Origin of the sequence: Streptomyces sp. NPDC007095, assembly GCF_040634475.1 — a bacterium.
GTDB lineage: Bacteria > Actinomycetota > Actinomycetes > Streptomycetales > Streptomycetaceae > Streptomyces.
The window spans coordinates 13,172-33,726 of the sequence record NZ_JBEYFS010000039.1 but is presented as its reverse complement, the minus strand read 5'-3'; the positions used below and the strand labels follow the sequence as shown (position 1 = coordinate 33,726).

Below are 20,555 nucleotides of genomic sequence, written 5' to 3'. Positions count from 1 at the left end.
TTACATGTTGAATCTGGAGCGTCTGCGCACCCTCGACGCCCTCGCCCGGCACGGCTCGGTGAGCGGCGCGGCCGAGGGGCTGCACGTCACGACGTCGGCCGTCTCCCAGCAGATGTCCAAGCTGGAGCGCGAGGTGGGGCAGCAACTGCTCGCCAAGAACGGGCGCGGGGTGCGTCTGACGGATGCCGGGCGGCTGCTCGCCGAGCATGCCGCGCGCATCCTGTCGCAGGTCGAGCTCGCCCAGTCCGACCTGGAGGCCCAGCGCGGTCAGGTCGTCGGTGAGCTGCGGCTCTCCGCCTTTCCGACCGCCGCGCGCGGGCTGTTCCCCACCGCGCTCGCCGCGCTGCGCGCCGAGCACCCCGGGCTGCGGGTGCGCTCCAGTGAGCTGGAGCCCGAGGCCGGGGTCGCCGGAGTGATCAGGGGCGACCTCGATCTGGCCGTGGTGCTCGACTGGTACAACAAGCCGATGCCGCTGCCCGACGGCCTGGTCAAGGCCCCGATCCTCGACGACCCGGCCGACGTGGCGATGCCGGTAGGCCACCGGCTCGCGGGCCGCGCGGAGGTCGACCTCGGCGACTTCGCCCACGACGAGTGGATCACCTGGGGCGAGGGTGAGTTCTGCCACGAGTGGCTGATGTTCACCCTGCGGTCCAAGGGCGTCGAGCCGCACATCGGCCACCGCGCTGCCGAAACGCACACCCAGCTCGGGCTGGTCGCCGCGGGGCTCGGCGTCTGCATCGCGCCGCTGCTCGGGCGCCATCCGATGCCGGAGGGGGTTGTCGCGGTGCCGCTGCGGCAGGCCGTCCGGCGGCATGTCTACGTGATCTGGCGCGCGGACGCCGACCGCCGCCCGTCGATCAGAGCGGCGGTGGCGGCGCTGCGGGCGGCGGGGGAGAGCATTGGCTGAGCGACCACATGGGCGGTGACGGAGTGGCTCGGGCAAGTCCGACAGCGGGGACCGGCCCGTGATGCCGGTGTCCGGAGCGGCCGGCGGACGTCGTGCGGTGGGGGATATCGCGGACGCCTCGCGGTGGCCGGGGCTTGCCCCGTGGAAGGCCTGTGGCGCTGCCTCCTCGCGAGGTTCTTCGGTGGCGTGGCCTCGCGAGGTTCTGGGCAGGCTGGCGGTTGCCTCCGTAGAGCCGTCGCCCCGCAGAAGGTCCGCAGTGCGCCCGACTCGCAGAAGGTCCGCAGTGCGCCCGCCTGGCTGAGGGGCCGTGGCGCCGTCGGCTCGTGAGGTGCCCTGGCGGCGGCCGGGCTCGCCCGAGTTCTAGGTCCTGTCGTCACATTCCCGTCGTCCGCCCGGAGGGCGGGTCCTGCGGCGTCAGGTGCGTGCTCTGCGTGCTCTCGGCGTGCCGGGCACAGGCCCTCGTACTGGATGTACTCGGGTCTGTGCCCGGTGCGGCGAAGGGGGTCCCTCCCTGTTCGAGCGAAGCCGGGAACTTGGGGGCGCGTGCATGGCGTCGCGGGACAGACGGGAATGTGACGACCGGGCCTAGAGCGGCGGCAGCTTGCGGAAGTCCCAGGAGGCGATGGCTGTCGGCGTCAGCCGGGCCCACGCGTGGCGGCCGTCGTGCGGCATTTCCTCCAGGCCGAAGTTCTTGCGGGCGAACAAGGTCTCGGGGACGTCGAGTTCGGCGCACAGCTCCCCGGTGCGGGGGACCTCGCCCACGAACTCCACCGTGCCGGACAGCTCGACGCCGCGCAGCTCCCCATACTCCTCGCCGGTGTCGATCACCACCGCGACCCGCGGGTCGCGGCTCAGCTCCGTCCAGCGCTTGCTGCGTACCACGGAGTACAGCCACAGCGAGGTGCCGTCCCAGACGAACCAGAGCGCGCTCACGTGCGGGGTGCCGTCCTTCGACACCGTGGCGACGCGGCAGGTGCGCTGGGTGGTGAGGAACTCGTCCAGCTCGCCGGGGGTCATCATGATCTTCCGACCCCTGCGCTGAGTGACGGTCATGCGGTCACCTCTTCTTTCATGTCGACCTGATGCGTCGATCGTCTGCGTCGACAGAGATCTTCTGACAGTGCGTCAGAAAAGCATGGGCCGTCTTCCGTCCGTGCGCAATGCTCGTTACGCTCGCCCGCCCGACCCTCGACGACAAGGGGAGTCATGCCGTCGCATGAACAGCTCAGCACACTCCTCGACCCGGACGGCACCGTTCTGCTCACCGTGGAGTGCCAGCAGGGCGTCGTCGGCCCGGACAGCGCACTGCCCGAACTCGCCAAGGAGGCCCGGTCGTCGGGGGTGCTCGCGAACGTAGCCCGGCTGGTGGCCGGCGCCCACCGCGGCGGCGTCCAGGTGATCCACGCGATCGCCGAACGACGGCCCGACGGGCGGGGCGCCAACCGCAACGCCCGCCTGTTCCGCGCGGCGGAACGGCTGCCCGTGCAACAGCTGTCGGGAACCACCGCGGTCCGCGTCGCGCCGCCGATCGAGGTCGCCGAGGAGGACTTCGTCGTACGCCGCCTCCACGGCCTGTCCCCGCTCGCGGGCACCGACGTCGACGCGCTGCTGCGCAACCTGGGCTGTCGCACCCTCGTCGTGACCGGAGTCTCCGCCAACGTGGCCGTCCCCAACGCCGTGTTCGACGCCGTGAACCGCGGCTACACCGCCGTGGTGCCCGCGGACGCCATCGCGGGGGTGGCCTCCGACTACACCCCCGCGATGATCCGCAACACGCTCGCCCTGGTCGCCACGATCACGGCGACCGACGACGTGCTGGCCTGCTTCGAGCGGCCGCGCCGCTGCGGCGCGCCCCCGGCCGCGTCACGCGAGCTTGATCGAGTCCCCGTCCACGGTGATGCTGGCGGCGGCCAGCGGCTGCGTCGCGGGCCCCTTCTTCACGCTGCCGTCGGTCGCGGAGAACTGGCTGTTGTGGCACGGGCAGGTGATCACGTTGTCGGCGATGCCCTTCACCGCACAGCCCTGGTGGGTGCACTTGGAGGAGAAGGCCTTGTAGGTGCCCGCGGTCGGCTGGGTGACGACGACGCCCTGGGACTCGAAGACCTTGCCGCCGCCCTCCGGGATGTCGGTGGTCTTCGCGAGGACCGTGCCGCCCGCGTTCCCCGCCGCGGCGTTGTCGCCCCCGCCCGTACCCCCGCTGCTCGCGCTCGCACCGGCGCCGGAGTTGGAGCTGGTGGAGTCGGAGGACTTGTTGTCCGACCCGCACGCGGTCAGCGCGACGGCGAGTCCCGCGGTGCCGACCGCCGCCACGACGGTGCGGCGGGCCGGGGCCGGAACGGGGTGAAGCGATTCGCTGGTCATGCTGACATTCCCTTCAACGGACGTGATGGTGATCCGTACAGAGGTACGGTCCGCCCGTCTGCCCTGTTCAGGAGCTGAGGACTTCTTGACCGAATCGACAGCGGTTAGACAGCCGCGCCGACCTGCTTGGGACATCGCCGCCGTGGGCGCCCACGGGTCGCCTCCGGTGGCCGTGACCACCCCAGTAGCCTGGGGCGATGCTCAAGGAAGTCATCGTGACCCGCTACATCACGCCGCTGCGTGAGGGCGGCTCGCTGCCGGGGCTCGTCGAGGCCGACGATCTCGGGACGTACGTCATGAAGTTCACCGGCGCGGGGCAGGGGCGCAAGACGCTCGTCGCGGAGGTCGTCTGCGGTGGACTCGCCCGCCGGCTCGGCCTGCGTGTGCCCGGGCTGGTGACACTCGGCCTCGACCCGGTCCTGGGGCTCGGGGAGCCGGACCAGGAAGTGCAGGAGCTGCTCAAGTCGAGTGGCGGGCCGAACCTCGGGATGGACTTCCTGCCCGGCGCGATCGGCTTCGACTCCCTCGCCTTCGAGGTGAGCCCCGAGGAGGCCGGGCGTATCGTCTGGTTCGACGCGCTGGTCAACAACGTCGACCGCTCCTGGCGCAACCCCAATCTTCTGATGTGGCACGGCGACCTGTGGCTGATCGACCACGGCGCCACCATGATCTGGCACCACCACTGGCCGGGCGCGGCGGCCTCCGCCGCAAAGCCCTACGACGCCTCCGACCACGCGCTCGCGCCCTTCGGCCCGGACATCGCCTCCGCCGCGGCCGAGCTGGCGCCGCTGGTGACCGAGGACCTGCTGGCCGAGGTGACCGCGGAGATCCCCGACGCATGGCTGGCCGACGAACCCGGCTTCGACTCGCCGGAGGCCCTCCGGCGCGCCTACGCGCAGCCGCTGCTGGCGCGCGCCGGTGTGATCGAGGGGCGTATCAAGGGCTTCGAGGGAGACAAGTGAGCGAGCGGGACGTCTTCGAGTACGCGCTGCTGCGCGTGGTGCCGCGGATCGAGCGCGGCGAGTGCTTCAACGCGGGCGTACTGGTGTACTGCCGCGCCAAGTCCTTCGTCGGGGTGCGCACCCATCTGGACGAGAACAAGCTGCTGGCCCTGGACCCGGAGGCCGACGTGGCCGGCGTACGGGCCGCGCTGGGGGCGGTCGAGGGGGTCTGCGCGGGCGGCAAATCGGCAGGTCAGGCCGCTGGTGACGATGCCGGGCGGCGTTTTCGCTGGCTGATCGCGCCCCGTTCGACGGTCGTGCAGCCGGGGCCCGTGCACACCGGACTCACCGCCGATCCGGCGGCGGAGACGGAGCGGTTGCTCCAGTTGCTGGTCAGGTAATGGATCACACCCGCGTGGTGTGCCGTTGACACCGGGTGCCAGGGCTTCTAGCGTCACGTCCACCGAAGGTACTAAGCGGTCGCTCACTGGACGGGCGTACCGTGTGAGCCGCAGGACATTCCACCGCAGGGCATTTCAAGCCGCAGGGCTTTTCAAAGGCGAGGAGAACCAGCAATGTCCACCACTGAGCAGCGCGTCGCCGTAGTCACCGGTGCCGCGCGCGGCATCGGCGCCGCGACCGCCGTACGACTGGCCGCAGAGGGCCGCGCCGTCGCGGTGATCGACCTCGACGAGGCCGCGTGCAAGGACACCGTCGAGAAGATCACCGCCGCCGGTGGCAAGGCCCTCGCGGTCGGCTGCGACGTCTCCGACGAGGCCCAGGTCGAGGCCGCGGTCGCGCGGATCGCCGAGGAGCTCGGTGCGCCGACCGTCCTGGTGAACAACGCGGGCGTGCTCCGTGACAACCTGCTGTTCAAGATGGCCGCGTCCGACTGGGACACGGTCATGAACGTGCACCTGCGCGGCGCCTTCCTGATGGCCAAGGCCTGCCAGAAGTACATGGTGGACGCCAAGTTCGGCCGGATCGTCAACCTGTCGTCGTCCTCGGCGCTCGGCAACCGCGGCCAGGCCAACTACTCGGCCGCCAAGGCCGGGCTCCAGGGCCTCACCAAGACCCTCGCCATCGAGCTCGGCAAGTTCGGCGTCACCGCCAACGCCGTCGCGCCCGGCTTCATCGCCACCGACATGACGGCGGCCACCGCCGAGCGCGTCGGCATGGGCTTCGAGGACTTCCAGGCCGCGGCCGCCACCCAGATCCCCGTGCAGCGCGTCGGCAACCCCGACGACATCGCCAACGCGATCGCCTTCTTCACCGGCGAGGCCGCCGGATTCGTCTCCGGCCAGGTCCTGTACGTGGCCGGCGGACCGCTCAACTGACGCCGGAGGGCACGACATGACCACACTCCCCGAACTCTCCGGCAAGGTCGCGCTCATCACGGGCGCGAGCCGCGGCATCGGCTACGGCATCGCGGAGGCCTTCGTCGCGCGCGGTGACCGTGTGTGCATCACGGGCCGCAACGAGGACGCCCTGAAGGAGGCCGTCGAGGCACTCGGTGCCGACCGCGTCATCGGCGTCGCCGGCAAGGCGCACGACCTGGCCCACCAGGCCACGGTCGTCGAGCGCACCATGGAGGCCTTCGGCCGCGTCGACTACCTGGTCAACAACGCCGGTACGAACCCCGTGTTCGGCCCGATGGCCGACCTGGACCTGGACGTGGCACGCAAGGTCTTCGAGACCAACGTCGTCTCGGCGCTCGGCTTCGCCCAGCTGACCTGGAAGGCCTGGCAGAGCGAGAACGGCGGCGCGATCGTCAACATCGCGTCCGTCGCCGGCATCGCCCCCTCGCCCTTCATCGGTGCGTACGGCATGAGCAAGGCCGCCATGATCAACCTGACCGTGCAGCTGGCGCACGAGTTCGCGCCCAAGGTGCGGGTCAACGCGATCGCGCCCGCCGTCGTGAAGACCAAGTTCGCGCAGGCCCTGTACGAGGGCCGGGAGGCGGAAGCGGCCGCGTCTTACCCGCTCGGCCGGCTCGGTATGCCCTCCGACATCGGGGGCGCCGCCGCCTTCCTCACCTCGACGCAGTCGGACTGGATCACCGGTCAGACCCTCGTCGTCGACGGCGGCATCTTCCTGAACGCCGGAGTGGGCTGACCGGAGCCCCGAGACGGGACGAACGGAGCATCGACGCGGGCGCTGATGGACGAAATCGGCGCCCGCGTCGACGTATGAAGACGTACAGCCAAATGACAACGTAGTCACAAACGCGCTGATCAAGTGCCCTGCCGGGAACACGGGTTCACCGGTGTGGCGCTGCGGTATGGTCTGCCGACCCTTGGTACGGCAGATCGAGGAGCATGCGCGTGTTCAACCGGAACCCATGTCTGCGGCAACTGGCGGCGGTCACGTCCATCACCCTGGTGGCCGGGTGCGGCGTCCTCACCTCGGCGTCGTCCGACGACAAGGGACCGATCGTCGTGGGCACCACCAGTGCCCCGAGCACGCTGGATCCGGCCGCCTCCTGGGACGGCTCCTGGGAGCTGTTCCGCAACATCTACCAGACACTGCTGAGCTACCCCTCCGGGGCGACCACGCCCGAGCCCGACGCCGCTCAGAGCTGTGGGTTCGCGGACACCTCGAACCTCGTGTACCGCTGCGAGCTGCGCGCCGACATGAAGTTCTCCGACGGCGATCCGCTGGACGCCCACGCCGTCAAGTACTCGATCGACCGGATCAAGAAGATCAACCTGCCCGGCGGTCCCGCCGGCCTCCTCGGCAGCCTCGACCGGATCCAGGTACTGAACGAGCGCGAACTCATCTTCCACCTGAACAAATCGGACGCGACCTTCCCGTTCGTCCTCGCCACCCCGGCCATGTCGATCGTCGACCCCGACGACTACCCCGCGCACTCGCTGCGCAAGGACGGCAAGGTCTTCGGGTCGGGGCCGTACAGCCTGCGCTCCTACGAGGAGGGCAAGCAGGCCGAACTCGTCAGGAACGACCACTACAAGGGATTCGCCGAGCTCAAGAACGACGCGGTCACGATCCGCTACTTCCAGGACTCGGGGCAGATGGTCGACGCCCTCAAGGACAAGAAGATCGACGTCACGTTCCGCGGCCTGGCCTCCAAGGACATCGTCTCGCTCCGGACCAAGGGAGCGGACGAGGGCCTTCAGCTCGTCGAGGGCGCGGGCATGGAGATCAGCTACCTCGTGTTCAACCCGAAGGATCCGTGGGCCAAGAAGCTCGCGGTGCGCAAGGCGGTCGCCCAGGTCATCGACCGTGCGGCGATCGCGCACAAGGTCTACAAGGACACGGTCGACCCGCTGTACTCCATGGTCCCCGCGGGCCTGACCGGTCACACCACGGGCTTTTTCGACGACTACGGGGACCCCAGTTCGTCCAAGGCACGGCAGATCCTCTCGCAGGCGGGCATCACCGAGCGCGTCCCCCTCACCCTCTGGTACACCACGGATCGCTACGGCTCCGAGACCGCCCCGGAGTTCCAGGAGATCAAGAGGCAGCTCGAGGACTCCGGTCTGTTCCGCGTGTCGCTCAACGGGCGCCCCTGGAAGACGTATGAGGAGGGCTACCGCAAGGGCGAGTACCCGGTGTTCGGGCGCGGCTGGTTCCCGGACTTCCCGGACGCCGAGAACTTCATCGCGCCCTTCGTGGGCCGGCAGAACGCGCTCGGTACGCCCTATCCGGCGCCCCGGATCACCGACACCCTGCTGCCCGCCTCGCGCCGCGAGAGCGACCGTGGAGCTGTGGTCAAGGAGTTTGAGGCGGCCCAGCAGATCCTCGTCGACGACGCACGGCTGCTGCCGCTGTGGCAGGGCAAGCAGTTCGTGGCGGCGAGCGAGGAGATCGCGGGCGGGGAGCAGGCCCTGGACCCCTCGACGATCATGATGATGTGGGAGCTGCACCGCAAGACCAGCTGGTAGGTCACGTGCAGGACCAGCTGGTAGGTCACGTGCAGGACCAGCTGGTAGGTCACGTGCAGGACCCGGCGGGTAGCCTGGTCCCACGGGGTGCGGGGCCGATTGTCAGTGGTCGCCTGTAGGTTCTGAGACCTGGAAGTGACCGCACATCGGAGGAACTTGACGTGACCGACACCGCCATGCTGCCCGAGTCCTGGCGCGGCGTACTGGGTGACGAACTGCAGCAGCCCTACTTCAAGGAGCTCACCGAGTTCGTCGAGGAGGAGCGCGCCAACGGTCCCGTCTACCCTCCGCGCGAGGAGGTCTTCGCGGCGCTGGAGGCGACTGCGTACGAGCGGGTGAAGGTGCTGATCCTCGGCCAGGACCCGTACCACGGCGAGGGCCAGGGCCACGGCCTGTGCTTCTCGGTCCGCCCGGGGGTGAAGACCCCGCCCTCGCTGCGCAACATCTACAAGGAGATGAAGGAGGAGCTGGGCACCCCGATCCCGGACAACGGCTATCTGATGCCGTGGGCCGAGCAGGGCGTCCTGCTGCTGAACGCGGTGCTGACCGTGCGCTCCGGTGAGGCCAACTCGCACAAGGGCAAGGGCTGGGAGAAGTTCACGGACGCGGTGATCCGTGCCGTGGCCGACCGGCCCGACCCGGCCGTCTTCGTCCTGTGGGGGAACTACGCGCAGAAGAAGCTCCCGCTCATCGACGAGAAGCGGCACATCGTCGTGAAGGGTGCGCACCCGTCGCCGCTCTCCGCGAAGAAGTTCTTCGGTTCGCGCCCCTTCACGCAGATCAACGAGGCGGTCGCCGGGCAGGGCCACGAGCCGATCGACTGGCGGATTCCGAACCTCGGCTGATCCGGGACCGAGACCGGAAGCGGCCCGGGCCGGGTGGGAGTCTCCGTCCGGCCGTCATCGGGGCGGCTCAGTGGTGTCCGGGGGCGCCTGAGCGTGATTGTCAGTGTGTCCGGTTAGCGTCGGAAGGGACAGCGACGAGCCTGGAGGACGCGGTGGCGGAGCAACAGGAGCAGGCGGCGCCGGACGCCATGATGACCCGGATCGGACAGGTCGTCATGCTGCACCACGGTGGCGACCGTGAGGAGGCTCGGGGGCGTTTCCTGGACCTGTGGGGGGAGATCGGCGAGGACGGCGACCCCCTGCACCGCTGCACCCTGGCGCACTACCTGGCGGACACGCAGGACGATCCCGCGGACGAACTGGCCTGGGACCTGAGGGCGTTGTCGGCGGCCGAGGAACTCACCGACGGCGACGTCGCCGAGCGCCACCGGTCGCTCGAGGCACGTGCGTTCTATCCGTCGCTGCATCTGAACCTGGCGGCCGACTATGTGAAACTCGGCCGCTCCGAAGCCGCCCGCAGCCATCTGCGCCGGGCACGCGGGGCGGTCGGAGCCCTCGGGAACGACCGTTACGGGGACGGCGTACGCGCGGCGATCGGCCGTCTGGAGCTGAGACTCGACGGGGAGGGCTCGTCGCGCGGAGGGCCGGGGGAAGGCCCGGGCACCGTCGAGGGGCCCGGGCCCTTCGGCGGGTCCGGGGGAGAGACCTTGGGGCCGCCGAGACAGCGCCCCTAGATCCTGCGGGCGCCGGTCGTGTCAATGCCCGTACGTGCCCTTGCAGATGACCGCCTCCGGACTGTCCGCCTTCCAGCCCCCGTACTTCCGGCCGAGGGCACACACATCCGTGCTGGTCGGCTGTTCGGGTGCGACGTCGGTGCGGGGTGCGGGCCGGTGGGGTCGTGGGTGCGGGTGTTGCTCGGGACCCGGGTGGTGCGAAGGGGCCTGCGGGGCGGCGGGCGCCGGGACGGGCGTACGGTGCGGCGCCGGAGCGCTCGGTGACGGCTTCCGGGACGGCCCGACGAGTTCCAGCGCCTCGCGCGCCGGCGCCTGCACGATCTGCGGCCCGGCCTTGCCGTCAGGACGCGGCGGCGACGGCCGGGACGGCGCGGTCGGCAGGGAGGAAGCGGGCGGTCGCTGGACGGTCACACAGCCGGAGAGCGCGGCGGTGGCCACGGTGACCAGGAGCGTTGCGGCGGTCGTCGTTCGTTGCACCCGCTCAACTCTGCTGCGTTCGGCTCGCTTTGGGGAGCGGACGAGCGGAGGTTGCCCCACACGGGTGATGCTTCCGCTCCTCCGGAGGGCGCCGCTGTCCGCGAGGTGACCCGAAGCCGAGTCACGCTGTCTCACTCACCCGTGGCGCCGTCGATCCGCTCCCGGATGAGATCCGCGTGACCGTTGTGACGCGCGTACTCCTCGATCATGTGGGTGTAGATCCACCGCACGTTGATGGGGTCCTTGGTGAACTTGCTCTCGCCCTCGCAGACATCGTCCAGCGCGAAACGAGCCGCGTTGCGCCGGGCGATCCCGATCTCGGCCTGCCAGGTGGCGTACGCCTCGTCCCAGGTGTCCGCCTCGGTGAGATGGAACTCGCCGTCCCGGTCCTCCTCGCTGTAGTAGATCGGCCCCGGATCGTCGCCCACCAGGACCTTGCGGAACCAGCCCCGCTCCACCTCCGACATGTGCCGCACCAGACCGAGCAGGGACAACTCGGAGGGCTCGACCGAGGCGGTCTTGAGCTGGGCGTCGTCGAGACCCGCGCACTTCATCTCGAGGGTCTCGCGGTGGTAGTCGAGCCAGCCCTCCAGCATGGACCGTTCGTCGGCGTGGGTGGCGGGTTCGGTGCGCTGCTTCGTCATGCCCGCATTTTCGTCGAGCGCACGGCCGTCCACCAGGGCTTTTCCTACGAACGCCGCCCTGGTCCCCAAGGCCGCTCCCGCGCTGTTCCCGCGAAGCTTCGACGGCATCGCCGACAGGCGGCCGCCGCAGCGGCCGTATGCTTCCGGCGAGGCCCGCGTCGGCAACTGAAGGAGACCCTGGTGAAGGTCGGCTGCATCGGACTCGGCGACATCGCGCAGAAGGCGTACCTGCCGGTGCTCGGCGTCCAGCCGGGGGTCGAGCTGCATCTGCAGACGCGGACGCCCGCGACCCTGGCCCGGGTCGGCGACAGCCTCCACCTGCCGCCGGAGCAGCGGCACACCGACCTGTCGGACCTGCTGGCGCAGAACCTCGACGCGGCCTTCGTGCACACGGCGACCGTCGCACACCCCGAGATCGTGACGCGGCTCCTGGAGGCGGGCGTGCCGACCTTCGTCGACAAGCCGCTCGCCTACGAACTCGCCGACTCCGAGCGTCTGGTGCGCCTCGCGGAGGAGCGGAACGTCAGCCTCGCCGTCGGTTTCAACCGGCGTCACGCTCCCGGGTACTCGCAGTGTGCCGATCACCCCCGCGAGCTGATCCTGATGCAGAAGAACCGGATAGGGCTGCCCGAGGACGTGCGCACGATGGTCCTCGACGACTTCATCCACGTCGTGGACACGCTGCGGTTCCTGGTGCCCGGGCCGGTCGACGACGTGACCGTGCGGGCCCGGGTCGAGGGCGGCCTGGTCCACCATGTCGTACTGCAACTCGCCGGGGACGGCTTCACGGCGCTCGGCGTGATGAACCGGCTGAGCGGTTCGGCGGAGGAGATCCTCGAGGTCTCGGGGCAGGACACCAAGCGTCAGGTGGTCAACCTCGCGGAGGTGATCGACCACAAGGGGCAGCCGTCGGTGCGGCGACGCGGGGACTGGGTGCCGGTGGCCCGGCAGCGCGGCATCGAGCAGGGCGTACTCGCCTTCCTCGACGCGGTGCGCGCGGGCAAGGTGCTCAGTGCCCGTGACGCGCTGGCGACTCATGAACTGTGCGAGCGGGTGGTACGAGCGGTTCAGGAGCGGTCCGCCGAGGCCTGAACGCCCGGAAGCCCTCCGTCGCGCACAGTGCCGCCATGATCAGCAGCGCCGCGTGCACCGGCCAGTCGCCGAACCGGACGTACGGGGTGACGCCGCGCGCGAGCGGTACGTCGTACACCACCGCCGCGCTCGCGTCCGTGCCGAGCCAGGAGCCGATCCGCTCGCCGCTCGGGCCGTACACGGCGGAGACCCCGGTCAGCGTCGCGTGCACCATCGGGCGGCCGGTCTCGGCGGCCCTCAGCGCGGCGAGCGAGGCGTGTTGCTCGGGGGCCCAGCTGTGCTGGAAGGTCGAGGTGGAGGACTGCGCGAGGAGAACCTCGGCGCCGTCCTGGGCGAGATGGCGGCTCATGTCGGGGAAGGCCGTCTCGAAGCAGATCAGCGGGCCGACACGCAGTCCGTGCCCGACGTTCATCACGACCTGCTCGGTGCCCTTCCTGCGGTCCTCGCCCGCCGCTTTCCCGACCGAGGTTGCCCAGCCGAGGAGGGAACGGGCAGGTATGTACTCGCCGAAGGGGACGAGCCGCATCTTGTCGTAGCGGTCGCCGGTCGGGCCCTGCGGTCCCACCAGGACGGAACTCTTGTAGATCCCGGGCCGGTCGGAGCGGTGCGCGTCGACGTTCGCCATGATGTCGGCGCCGGTCAGGCGGGAAAGCGCGGCGAGCCGGCTCGCCAGGTCGGGGCGGTCCGCGAGGTCGAAGCCGACGCTGCTCTCGCCCCAGACGACGAGGTCGGGGTCCTGTCCGGCGAGGGTGCGGGTGAGGGCCTCCTCGCGTGAGAAACGCGCCTCGGCGCTGTTCGCGCCGCCGATCACCCCGGGCTGCACGACGGCGATCCGGACCTGGCCCGTCACGTCCGGGCGCGGCGACCACACCCAGGTCGCCGAGGTCACGGCGGCCGTCGCGGCCAGTCCGGCGACGGCGGGCATACGGGACTCACGCACCGCGACCAGTACGGCGACCGCCACGTTGACGGCGACCACCAGGAAGCTGAGCAGCCACACCCCGCCGACCGACGCGAGCCGCAGCGCGGGCCCTACCTGCCACTGGCTCGACCCGAGCAGTCCCCAGGGCCCGCCGAGGCCCTGCCAGGACCGGACGAGTTCGACCATCAGCCACCCCGACGGCAGGACCAGGAGCGCGGCCCCGACCCGCCCCGCCGAGGGCACCCCGCCGAGGAACCGCCGGACGAGCCAGCCCCAGGGCGCCCACAGCGCGCCGAGCAGTGCCGCTATGACGACCGTGAACACATTGAGACTCGGCAGCAGCCAGTGGTGCACGGCCAGCATGAAGCCCAGCCCGCCGAACCAGCCGTCGTACGCGGCCCGCCTGCCCGTCGGGGCCGAGCGGGCCAGCAGGATCCACGGCACCAGGGCGACGTACGCGAACCACCACCACGAAGGGGCGGGGAAGGCGAGCATCGGCAGCGCGCCGGCCAGTGCGGCGACGATCGCGCGCCGCCACGGGGAAGCGAGCCAATGATCGGGCCCACTGCTCAGCCAACGCTCGGGCCAACGCTCGGGCCTCTTCATACAGGGCCTCCCTCCCCGGGGGATGCCTCCAGTGTGCGCGTCGGCGACGATCTCCGACAGAGGGCGTCCCGGCAGGGCTTTGCGGTCAGGGGGCGCTACTCGGGCGGCTTGCGGTCGGTGGCGTCCGGTCAGGTGGCGGCGGGTTCGCGGCTCGGCTGCGGAGCGCGGCGCCATTTCTCCTGGACGACGACCTCGCGCAGGCGCCAGCCGAGGTCCGTACGCACCAGTCCGAAGGCGTACCGGCCGCCGCACACGAAGTCGGGCGCGGTGGACCCACCGTCGTGGCCCGCGAACCGCATCGGATTGATGTAGTCCGCCTGGACCCGGGCCGTGTCGCCCGTTTCCTGGTCCAGCGCCCCGAACCGCAGCCGCCGGTTCACGATCAGATGCTGGCGCATGGGGAAGAGCTCCATGCTCTGCGCGAGCCATCCCGCGACCTCGTCGGCGCCGCCCTCGATACCTCCGGCCGAGCGGTAGTCGGCGTGTCCGTCCGGTGCGAACAGCCTCCGGTACGCCTCCCAGTCGCCGTCGTCGACGGCCACCGCGTACTCGGTGACGAGTCCGTCCACGGCGAATCGGTCCATCACGGTCGCGAGCTCTACACGCTGCGTCATCGGCTCAGTGTTGGCTACGGCGGGTGCGCAGCCAAGGGGCGTGCGCCAACAGGTGCATAACTCCGCCCCGTAAACAAAGGGAGTTGGTGCGGTTGGGCGATTTCTATACTGATCGGATGATCACCGTACCGCTCAGCGCGCTCGAAGTGGCCATGGTCCAAGCGGGCGCCCGAGCCGCAGACACGTTACGAGACACCACAGAGTTCGCCCTGCGTCTTGAAGACCTCGGTTACCTGCGACTCTGGTACGCCGAGCATCACCATTCTCCGGCCATCGGAGCGTTCCCGCCCGTCGTTCTGACCGCCCACGCGGCCGCGTTGACGTCGTCCATCCGTCTCGGCTCCGGGGGCGTTCTCGCTCCGAACCACGCCCCGATCATGCTGGCGGAGCAATTCGGCACGCTGTCCGCACTGCACGCGGGCCGGATCGACCTGGGCATCGGCCGCGGCCCGGGTACCTTCGACGATTCCACGGCGCGGGCCCTGCGCCGCGGGTCCGGTCCGGCAACGGACGACGAGTACCGCGACGACGTGTCGTCGACTCTGCGTTTCCTGGTGGACGAAGTCGCACTCAGCCCGCTCCCGGAGCCGTGGCTGCTGTCCTCGAGCACGGCCGGCGCCACGCTCGCCGCGGAACTCGGGCTGCCGGTCGCCTTCGCCCATCACATTCGTCCCGACAACACGCTGGCCGCGCTCAGCCACTACCGCGAACGTTTCTCCCCCTCCCGCTGGTGCGCGCGCCCGCGCGTGCTGATCTGCGTGGAAACGGTGTGCGCCGAGACGGATGAGGAGGCGGCCCGGCTGGCCGGCCCGATGGATGTCGTCAAGGCCGGACTCCTCAAGGGGCGGGGCGACATCCCCTTCCCCACGCCCGGAGAGGCAGCGACCCACTCGTTCACCGCGGAAGAGGTGCGGGCGCTGACGAGCTTCCGTGCCCAACAGGCACACGGCTCACCCGAGACCGTTGCGAAACACCTGACGGACCTGGTGGACCTGACGGGTGCGGACGAACTCATGCTCGTGACGCCCCTCTACGCGTTGGCCGACCGATTGAGGTCGTACGAACTCGTCAAGCAGCACGTCATGGAGGAACCTCGTGCCGACGGACGACGTTCATGAAGCATGGCTGTGATCTACAAGACCACGATGACGCCCAGCAAGCTGGAGCTCCTTACCGCCTGGCTTCCCAGGCAGCCGTGGTACATCGGCATGGCGAGTGAGCCGCATCTGACCAAGGCCGGTGGCTTCCGGCTCGATGATCCGCAGGGGGAGGTGGGAATCGAGTTCATGGTGGTCACGGACACCTCCGGCGAGCGACCGCGCTCCTACCACGTGCCGCTCAGCTACCGCGGGGCGCCGCTCGACGGAGCCGATCGGGGGCTCATCGGCACGTCCGAGCACGGGGTGTTGGGAAGGCGGTGGGTGTACGACGGGACCCATGACCCGGTCCTCGTCGCTCAACTACTCGATCTCCTCCAGGGCCGCGCCGTGCCGCAGGCGCAGAGCGAGACCAACACCCCGGCCCCCTCCGTCACGAGCTACTTCACGGGGGTCGGCTTCTCAACCGTGATCACGTCGGCAGTCGTCGACGACAGACAGCACGGCACCGCCATCGTGGTGGAAACCAAGGAAGAAGCCGGGCCGCACAGTCAGTCGGCGGGCGCCGTGACCATCGACGTGATGCGTGTCCTCCGGCCCGACACGCAGGTTTCCCAGGCCCATGCGGCCCGGGCGGCCCGAGGACATGTCGTTGCCGACTGGCGCTCGAAGAACGGCGACGAGAGCCGCGGTCTGTTTGTCGTCCTGCGCGACACAGCTCGTTGACCGGACTCCCCGGCGCCGACCGTAGTCCCCCTCTCCCCCTCTCCCCCTCTCCCATCCGTCCCGACCGGACAGAGACCGCGGCTGCCTACGCCTGGTGCTGGCCGTACCCCGCTCGCCCACTCGGTCGCGCGTCGGCCAAGGGGTGGTCAAGACCGCGCATCCTGGAACTGTCGCGTATTGACCTTGCGTTCCGCCCGGAGTTGGATCTTGCCTGCCCGTGCGGGTGTGCGGGTGTGCGGGTGTGCGGGTGTGCGGGTGTGCGGGTGTGCGGGTGTGCGGGTGTGCGGGCGGTGAGAGAGGTACGACGGTGGCTGGTGACGCCCGCGACGGGCTGATACGCGTGGTGTATCTGGAGCGGATGTCCGCGCTGATGATGGCCGCGGGCGCGGTGCTGTCCGAAGGCGTGCTGCTCGCGCTGCTCGGCACGGCTCACCACCGCGAGATGCTGAGGGTGGGATCGGTCGCGATCGTTTTCGTGTCCGTGGTGCTGCTGCCGATGTGTCTTCGTCTCCCCGCCCGGCTGCGCCGCACCTACGACGATGCCGCGCCGATCGAGAGCGTCGCCGCACCGCGCGACGGGCAGGACGCGGTGCGGCGGCTGTCGCTGTGGCGCACGGCGGGATTCGTGGGTGCCCTGGCCTGCTGGCTGCTGTTCATCGGCCTGACGTCCCATCAAGTGATGCCGCCGATCATGCTGGTCACGCTTGCCCTGGCCCAGTGGGCGCGGTCCCGGGCGACCGCGAGCTGGGAGCGCGCGAACGGGGCCGTGCTGTGGCAGGGCGTCCCCGGTCTGCGGGGCTCGGGACGCCGCGTGTTCCGCGTGCCGTCCGGCGCTGCGGACCCCGTCGCCTAGGACGCATCCATGAGGACGTGTCCATCGGATCGAGGACGTGTCCATCGGATCGCCGAGGAGCCGCAGCGATCTCGCCGTCGAGATCAGCCGGGACGGCTTCGGCCGGGCGTCACCTCGGACGAGGGCGTGTTGGCGCACCTTCACCCCTTGCCCGGCGGTGCGGCCTTGATCGTAGAGTGATCGAGGACCAGTACGGGCTCGCTACGGACCCGGGTTGCCCGTTCGCCATCAGGAGGCACGTATGACACGCCACGTCACCGTCGTCACGGGCGGCAGCCGGGGGATCGGTGCCGCGACGTGCGCGCGTCTCGCGGCGGACGGCCACGACGTGGCGGTGGGGTACGTGAGCGACGGCGCCGCCGCGGAGCGGACCGCGAGCGCCGTCCGCGCGGCGGGGGCCCGCTGCGTCACGGTACGCGTGGACACCTCCGACGAGGACGACGTCGAGCGGCTCTTCGACACGGCGGCGGACCGGCTCGGGCCGGTGACGGGCTTGGTGAACAACGCCGGCGTGACCGGTCCGCTCGGCAGGCTCGCGGACGCCGACCCCGCCGATCTACGGCGCGTGGTGGACGTCAACCTGCTGGGCACACTGCTGTGTTCGCGACGGGCCGCCCGGTCCATGGCGGCCTGGGGGAGCGGCGTCATCGTCAATGTGTCCTCGACGGCGGCCACACTCGGCAGCCCCGGTGACTTCGTCCACTACGCGGCCACCAAGGCCGCCGTCGACGCCCTGACGGTGGGCCTCGCCAAGGAACTCGGCCCGGACGGCATCCGCGTCAACGCGGTCGCACCCGGCATGATCGCCACGGAGATGCACGCCACCAGCGGAGATCCGGGCCGCGCCGAGCGCGCCGCCTCGTCGATTCCGCTGCGCCGCGTCGGTCAGGCCGAGGAAGTAGCCGCGGCCATCGCGTGGTTGATGTCGCCCGATGCGTCGTACACGACGGGGGCGGTGTTGCGGGTGTCCGGGGGGCGGTGAGCCCCGACAAGGGTGCCGGTCATCGGCCCTTGGACTTCGTGCAGGTCCCCATGCCCGATCTCACGCGGCCTCGACGACCTCTCCGCGTATCGCTTCCGCCCACTTCACGACCAGCAGCTCGTACTCCGCGCGCTCCTGCGCGGAAAGGGAGCCGCCCGCGCGCATCCACAAGGCGCGGATCTGTTCGTTCAGCGCTGCAGCGGACCGCACGGAACCAGAGGACATTAAATCGGGGGACATGCGCACCAGCCTAGGGGCAAGGACTGACACTGCGCTACCGGGCGGCTACTCATCCCGTATGCGGTTCGTCACGGCCGACGCGGAGTGACGCGAACGGGCCCAGTCCATCCGTGCGGCGGCACGCCGGCCCCGATGCCGAACGCCCCGGAAGACCTCGTCGACGGCGGCCGGATCGTCGGTCGGAGGCGCGCCGTCACCCGACTTCCGTCGGCGCGGCCGGGATCCGCTCACTGCCGCTCGGCCCAGGCGCGTGACCAGTCCAGCAGCGGTCCCATCGCGGTGACCAGGTCGTCGCCGAGCGCGGTGAGGTGCCACGCCGGCTGCGCCGCCGTCGCTGTCGACGAGGCGATGCCCGTCTCGCGCAGTTCCGTGAGGCGCGTGGACAGGACGCTGGAGGACATGTCGTCACAACGGCGCTGGAGGTCCCGGAAGCCGATCGGCGCGCCGTTGTCGTGCAGTTCCCAGATGATCCGTAGCGTCCAGCGCCGGCCGAGCAGATCCAGCGCCGCCATGACGGGACGACCGGTGGCCGAGCCGCGGACGGGGCGGCCGGGGGCGGGAGCGTCCGAGTCCTGATGGGGGCTGCCGGGAGCCGAGGCGTTCGTGCCTTGAGCCGGGGTGTCCATGCCTTCGAAAGGGCCCCCGGGGCCCGGACGGCCCCGCCTCGGAATGCCGGAAGCCGAATCGTTCGGTGCGGGTGTCGTGCCCAAGTGAGTACCTCTCGCTGGGAGTCGCTCACCTCCCACCCTTGCGCTTCGATTTCAGAAGCGCAAGGGTGCGATCCATGAAGCAACGCATCGACGGCGTCACGCCGCCCTACGAGCCCGAGACCGACCGCGCGTTGCACCGGTGGATGCCGCCCGGTGTCGCCCGCGAACCCCTGATGCTGTTCAAGGTGCTGGAGCGCCACCCGGAACTCGCCTCACGCATGCGGGCACTGGGCGCCGGCCTCCTCGTCCACGGCCTGCTGGGCGACGCCGACCGAGAACTCGTCATCGCCCGCGTCGCCGCCCGCTCCGGATGCGCGTACGAATGGGGCGTCCACATGGCGACGTACGCCGAGACGGCCGGACTCACCCCGCGGCAGGTGACGCTCACGGCGACCGGCGGACCCGGCCACCCGGTCTGGTCCGACCGGCAGGCGGCGCTGCTGCGTGCCGTCGACGAGCTGCACGACACGGCCCGGGTGAGCGACGCGGCCTGGAGCGGACTGCGGGAGCACCTCGACGAGCCCGAAGTCCTCGAGCTGCTGGTCCTCGCGGGCTGGTACCGCACGATCGCGTACGTCGCCAACGGCGCGCGGATCGAGCCGGAACCCTGGGCGCTCGCCCTCCCCGGGACGGACCGCTCGGGCGCCTGAGGGGTGGTGAGCCGTCAGCCCGCGGACTGGGCCGGTCAGCCCGCGGACTCGGCCGCGTGCGGGCTCAGCCCGCCGGTCGAGACCAGCGCGATGATGACGATACCGAGCGCGATCCGGTACCAGACGAACGGCATGAAGCTCTTGTGCGAGATGAACTTCATGAACCACGCGATGACGGCGTATCCGACCGCGAACGCGATCACCGTCGCGAAGATGGTCGGCCCCCACGCCACATGTCCGTTCGCGGTGGCGTCCTTGACCTCGAAGGTGCCCGAGGCGAGCACGGCCGGCATCGCGAGGAGGAAGGAGTAACGGGCCGCCGCGGCGCGGGTGTAGCCCATGAAGAGGCCGCCGCTGATGGTCGCGCCGGACCGGGAGACGCCGGGGATCAGGGCCATCGCCTGGCAGAGGCCGTACAGCAGGCCGTCCTTGACGTTCAGGTCCTCGAGTACCTTGCGCTGCTTGGGCGCACGGTGCTTCCCGCCGGTCTCGTCACGCGCCGCGAGCCGGTCGGCGATGCCGATGACCACGCCCATGACGATGAGCATCGTCGCGGTGATCCGCAGATCGCGGAACGGGCCCTCGATCTGGTCCTTGAGTGTCAGGCCGAGTACGCCGATGGGTATGGAGCCGACGATGACCAGCCAGCCCATCTGGGCGTCGTGGTTCCGGCGCATCTCCTTGTTCGTGAGTGAGCGGGACCACGCCGCGAGGATCCGGCCGACATCCTTGCGGAAGTAGATCAGTACCGCCGCCTCCGTGCCGAGCTGGGTGATCGCGGTGAAGGCCGCTCCGGGGTCCTCCCAGCCGGAGAACGCCGCCGTCAGGCGCAGATGCGCACTGGAGGAGACGGGAAGGAATTCGGTCAGCCCCTGGACGAGTCCGAGGATGAGGGATTCAAACCAAGACATGAAGTGAGGTGGTCCAAGCGCTGATCGGAAAGGGGCGACGGGCACGCCGAGCCGCTGTGGGCGGTGATCACGGGTGTTGGTCAGCGTAACGTCCCCCAAGGACGGCTCTGCCACAGGGGGTTTCGTGCGCAGACAGTGCGCGGGCAGTGGGCGGACGGCGGGCAGGCGGGCGGTGACGGTCCTGTGCCGACCTGGTGGGCAGCGTTGTCCACGGTGCGACCGGGGTGTTGACCTGCCGCTGGACCGGCACATACGTTGCAGCAGAGGAGAAAGCGCTTGCTGTCGCCGGTTCGGCTTCGGTGACACCATGCGTTGGCCAACGTCTGACGTCACGTCCG

23 protein-coding genes and 2 pseudogenes are annotated in these 20,555 nt (G+C 70.3%); 16 read left to right on the top strand and 9 right to left on the bottom strand.

What is annotated here, in order from left to right; all coding sequences use genetic code 11:
* Positions 1-4: 4 nt before the first annotated feature.
* Positions 5-907 carry a LysR family transcriptional regulator gene (locus ABZ656_RS15875; RefSeq protein ID WP_101407953.1) on the top strand — a complete coding sequence of 301 codons (903 nt, stop codon included), beginning with the start codon at positions 5-7 and terminating at the stop codon, positions 905-907.
* 585 nt (positions 908-1,492) lie between these two features.
* On the opposite strand, the gene ABZ656_RS15870 is transcribed toward ABZ656_RS15875, so the two are convergent.
* On the bottom strand, positions 1,493-1,960 hold the full coding sequence (locus ABZ656_RS15870) for a pyridoxamine 5'-phosphate oxidase family protein (protein ID WP_101407952.1): 468 nt from the start codon (positions 1,958-1,960) through the stop codon (positions 1,493-1,495).
* Positions 1,961-2,113: 153 nt separating this feature from the next.
* Between ABZ656_RS15870 and ABZ656_RS15865 the strand changes: the two are divergent.
* Positions 2,114-2,749 (top strand): annotated as a pseudogene (locus ABZ656_RS15865) (cysteine hydrolase); the annotation flags it as partial.
* A gap of 21 nt (positions 2,750-2,770) precedes the next feature.
* Here ABZ656_RS15865 and ABZ656_RS15860 read toward each other — a convergent pair.
* Positions 2,771-3,268, bottom strand: a complete 498-nt coding sequence (locus ABZ656_RS15860) for a Rieske (2Fe-2S) protein (protein WP_101407950.1) — start codon at positions 3,266-3,268, stop codon at positions 2,771-2,773.
* 197 nt (positions 3,269-3,465) lie between these two features.
* Between ABZ656_RS15860 and ABZ656_RS15855 the strand changes: the two genes are divergently transcribed.
* The 7 genes from ABZ656_RS15855 (at position 3,466) to ABZ656_RS15825 (ending at position 9,693) form a co-directional block, all read left to right on the top strand.
* Positions 3,466-4,230, top strand: coding sequence for a HipA family kinase (locus ABZ656_RS15855; RefSeq protein WP_360268362.1), 765 nt, complete (start codon positions 3,466-3,468; stop codon positions 4,228-4,230).
* The gene (locus ABZ656_RS15850) at positions 4,227-4,610 is read left to right on the top strand and encodes a DUF3037 domain-containing protein (protein WP_360268359.1); all 384 of its coding nucleotides are present in this window, start codon (positions 4,227-4,229) and stop codon (positions 4,608-4,610) included. Before ABZ656_RS15855 ends, ABZ656_RS15850 begins: the two co-directional genes overlap by 4 nt.
* 174 nt (positions 4,611-4,784) lie before the next feature.
* The gene (gene fabG, locus ABZ656_RS15845) at positions 4,785-5,546 is read left to right on the top strand and encodes a 3-oxoacyl-ACP reductase FabG (RefSeq protein ID WP_054229082.1); all 762 of its coding nucleotides are present in this window, start codon (positions 4,785-4,787) and stop codon (positions 5,544-5,546) included.
* A gap of 16 nt (positions 5,547-5,562) precedes the next feature.
* Entirely contained in the window at positions 5,563-6,324 is a 762-nt protein-coding gene (locus tag ABZ656_RS15840) for an SDR family oxidoreductase (protein ID WP_101407947.1), read from the top strand.
* A 203-nt stretch (positions 6,325-6,527) separates the two neighbouring features.
* Positions 6,528-8,114, top strand: a complete 1,587-nt coding sequence (locus tag ABZ656_RS15835) for an ABC transporter substrate-binding protein (protein WP_360268355.1) — start codon at positions 6,528-6,530, stop codon at positions 8,112-8,114.
* Between the two features lie 161 nt (positions 8,115-8,275).
* Complete coding sequence (locus ABZ656_RS15830) at positions 8,276-8,959, top strand: uracil-DNA glycosylase (protein ID WP_101407946.1); 684 nt, start codon at positions 8,276-8,278, stop codon at positions 8,957-8,959.
* Between the two features lie 152 nt (positions 8,960-9,111).
* Positions 9,112-9,693: a tetratricopeptide repeat protein gene (locus ABZ656_RS15825; protein WP_101407945.1), complete on the top strand. Its 582-nt coding sequence runs from the start codon at positions 9,112-9,114 to the stop codon at positions 9,691-9,693.
* A gap of 21 nt (positions 9,694-9,714) precedes the next feature.
* Here the strand turns inward: ABZ656_RS15825 and ABZ656_RS15820 are convergent, their stop codons facing one another.
* Both ABZ656_RS15820 and ABZ656_RS15815 read right to left on the bottom strand, forming a co-directional pair.
* Entirely contained in the window at positions 9,715-10,170 is a 456-nt protein-coding gene (locus ABZ656_RS15820) for a hypothetical protein (RefSeq protein WP_360268350.1), read from the bottom strand.
* 131 nt (positions 10,171-10,301) lie between these two features.
* Positions 10,302-10,814 (bottom strand): DinB family protein, encoded by a 513-nt coding sequence (locus ABZ656_RS15815; RefSeq protein ID WP_101407943.1) that lies wholly within the window; start codon positions 10,812-10,814, stop codon positions 10,302-10,304.
* A 55-nt stretch (positions 10,815-10,869) separates the two neighbouring features.
* Here ABZ656_RS15815 and ABZ656_RS15810 point away from each other — a divergent pair.
* Together ABZ656_RS15810 and ABZ656_RS15805 are read left to right on the top strand one after the other, a co-directional pair.
* Positions 10,870-10,983 (top strand): annotated as a pseudogene (locus ABZ656_RS15810) (monooxygenase); the annotation flags it as partial.
* Between the two features lie 11 nt (positions 10,984-10,994).
* Positions 10,995-11,906 carry a Gfo/Idh/MocA family oxidoreductase gene (locus ABZ656_RS15805; protein WP_101407942.1) on the top strand — a complete coding sequence of 304 codons (912 nt, stop codon included), beginning with the start codon at positions 10,995-10,997 and terminating at the stop codon, positions 11,904-11,906.
* On the opposite strand, the gene lnt is transcribed toward ABZ656_RS15805, so the two are convergent.
* The gene (gene lnt / locus ABZ656_RS15800; RefSeq protein WP_360268346.1) at positions 11,824-13,434 is read right to left on the bottom strand and encodes an apolipoprotein N-acyltransferase; all 1,611 of its coding nucleotides are present in this window, start codon (positions 13,432-13,434) and stop codon (positions 11,824-11,826) included. The genes ABZ656_RS15805 and lnt overlap by 83 nt on opposite strands.
* Positions 13,435-13,562: 128 nt before the next feature.
* Complete coding sequence (locus ABZ656_RS15795; protein ID WP_360268343.1) at positions 13,563-14,048, bottom strand: nuclear transport factor 2 family protein; 486 nt, start codon at positions 14,046-14,048, stop codon at positions 13,563-13,565.
* A 116-nt stretch (positions 14,049-14,164) separates the two neighbouring features.
* Here ABZ656_RS15795 and ABZ656_RS15790 point away from each other — a divergent pair, with 116 nt between their 5' ends.
* From ABZ656_RS15790 to ABZ656_RS15775, 4 genes are all read left to right on the top strand, one after another.
* Complete coding sequence (locus ABZ656_RS15790; protein ID WP_360268340.1) at positions 14,165-15,166, top strand: LLM class flavin-dependent oxidoreductase; 1,002 nt, start codon at positions 14,165-14,167, stop codon at positions 15,164-15,166.
* Between the two features lie 3 nt (positions 15,167-15,169).
* Positions 15,170-15,871, top strand: coding sequence for a 1,4-alpha-glucan branching protein (locus tag ABZ656_RS15785; protein ID WP_101407938.1), 702 nt, complete (start codon positions 15,170-15,172; stop codon positions 15,869-15,871).
* Positions 15,872-16,178: 307 nt separating this feature from the next.
* A complete protein-coding gene (locus tag ABZ656_RS15780) occupies positions 16,179-16,724 on the top strand; it encodes a hypothetical protein (protein WP_101407937.1) in 546 nt (181 codons plus the stop codon).
* Positions 16,725-16,965: 241 nt separating this feature from the next.
* Complete coding sequence (locus ABZ656_RS15775) at positions 16,966-17,706, top strand: glucose 1-dehydrogenase (protein ID WP_101407936.1); 741 nt, start codon at positions 16,966-16,968, stop codon at positions 17,704-17,706.
* A gap of 60 nt (positions 17,707-17,766) precedes the next feature.
* Here the strand turns inward: ABZ656_RS15775 and ABZ656_RS15770 are convergent, their stop codons facing one another.
* Positions 17,767-17,946, bottom strand: a complete 180-nt coding sequence (locus ABZ656_RS15770) for a hypothetical protein (protein WP_075032584.1) — start codon at positions 17,944-17,946, stop codon at positions 17,767-17,769.
* 227 nt (positions 17,947-18,173) lie between these two features.
* Positions 18,174-18,458, bottom strand: coding sequence for a helix-turn-helix domain-containing protein (locus ABZ656_RS15765; protein WP_218978457.1), 285 nt, complete (start codon positions 18,456-18,458; stop codon positions 18,174-18,176).
* Positions 18,459-18,730: 272 nt separating this feature from the next.
* On the opposite strand from ABZ656_RS15765, the gene ABZ656_RS15760 reads away from it, so the two are divergent.
* On the top strand, positions 18,731-19,306 hold the full coding sequence (locus tag ABZ656_RS15760) for a carboxymuconolactone decarboxylase family protein (RefSeq protein ID WP_101407934.1): 576 nt from the start codon (positions 18,731-18,733) through the stop codon (positions 19,304-19,306).
* A 35-nt stretch (positions 19,307-19,341) separates the two neighbouring features.
* Here ABZ656_RS15760 and ABZ656_RS15755 read toward each other — a convergent pair whose 3' ends face one another.
* On the bottom strand, positions 19,342-20,217 hold the full coding sequence (locus ABZ656_RS15755; protein WP_101407933.1) for an undecaprenyl-diphosphate phosphatase: 876 nt from the start codon (positions 20,215-20,217) through the stop codon (positions 19,342-19,344).
* Positions 20,218-20,555 lie beyond the last annotated feature (338 nt).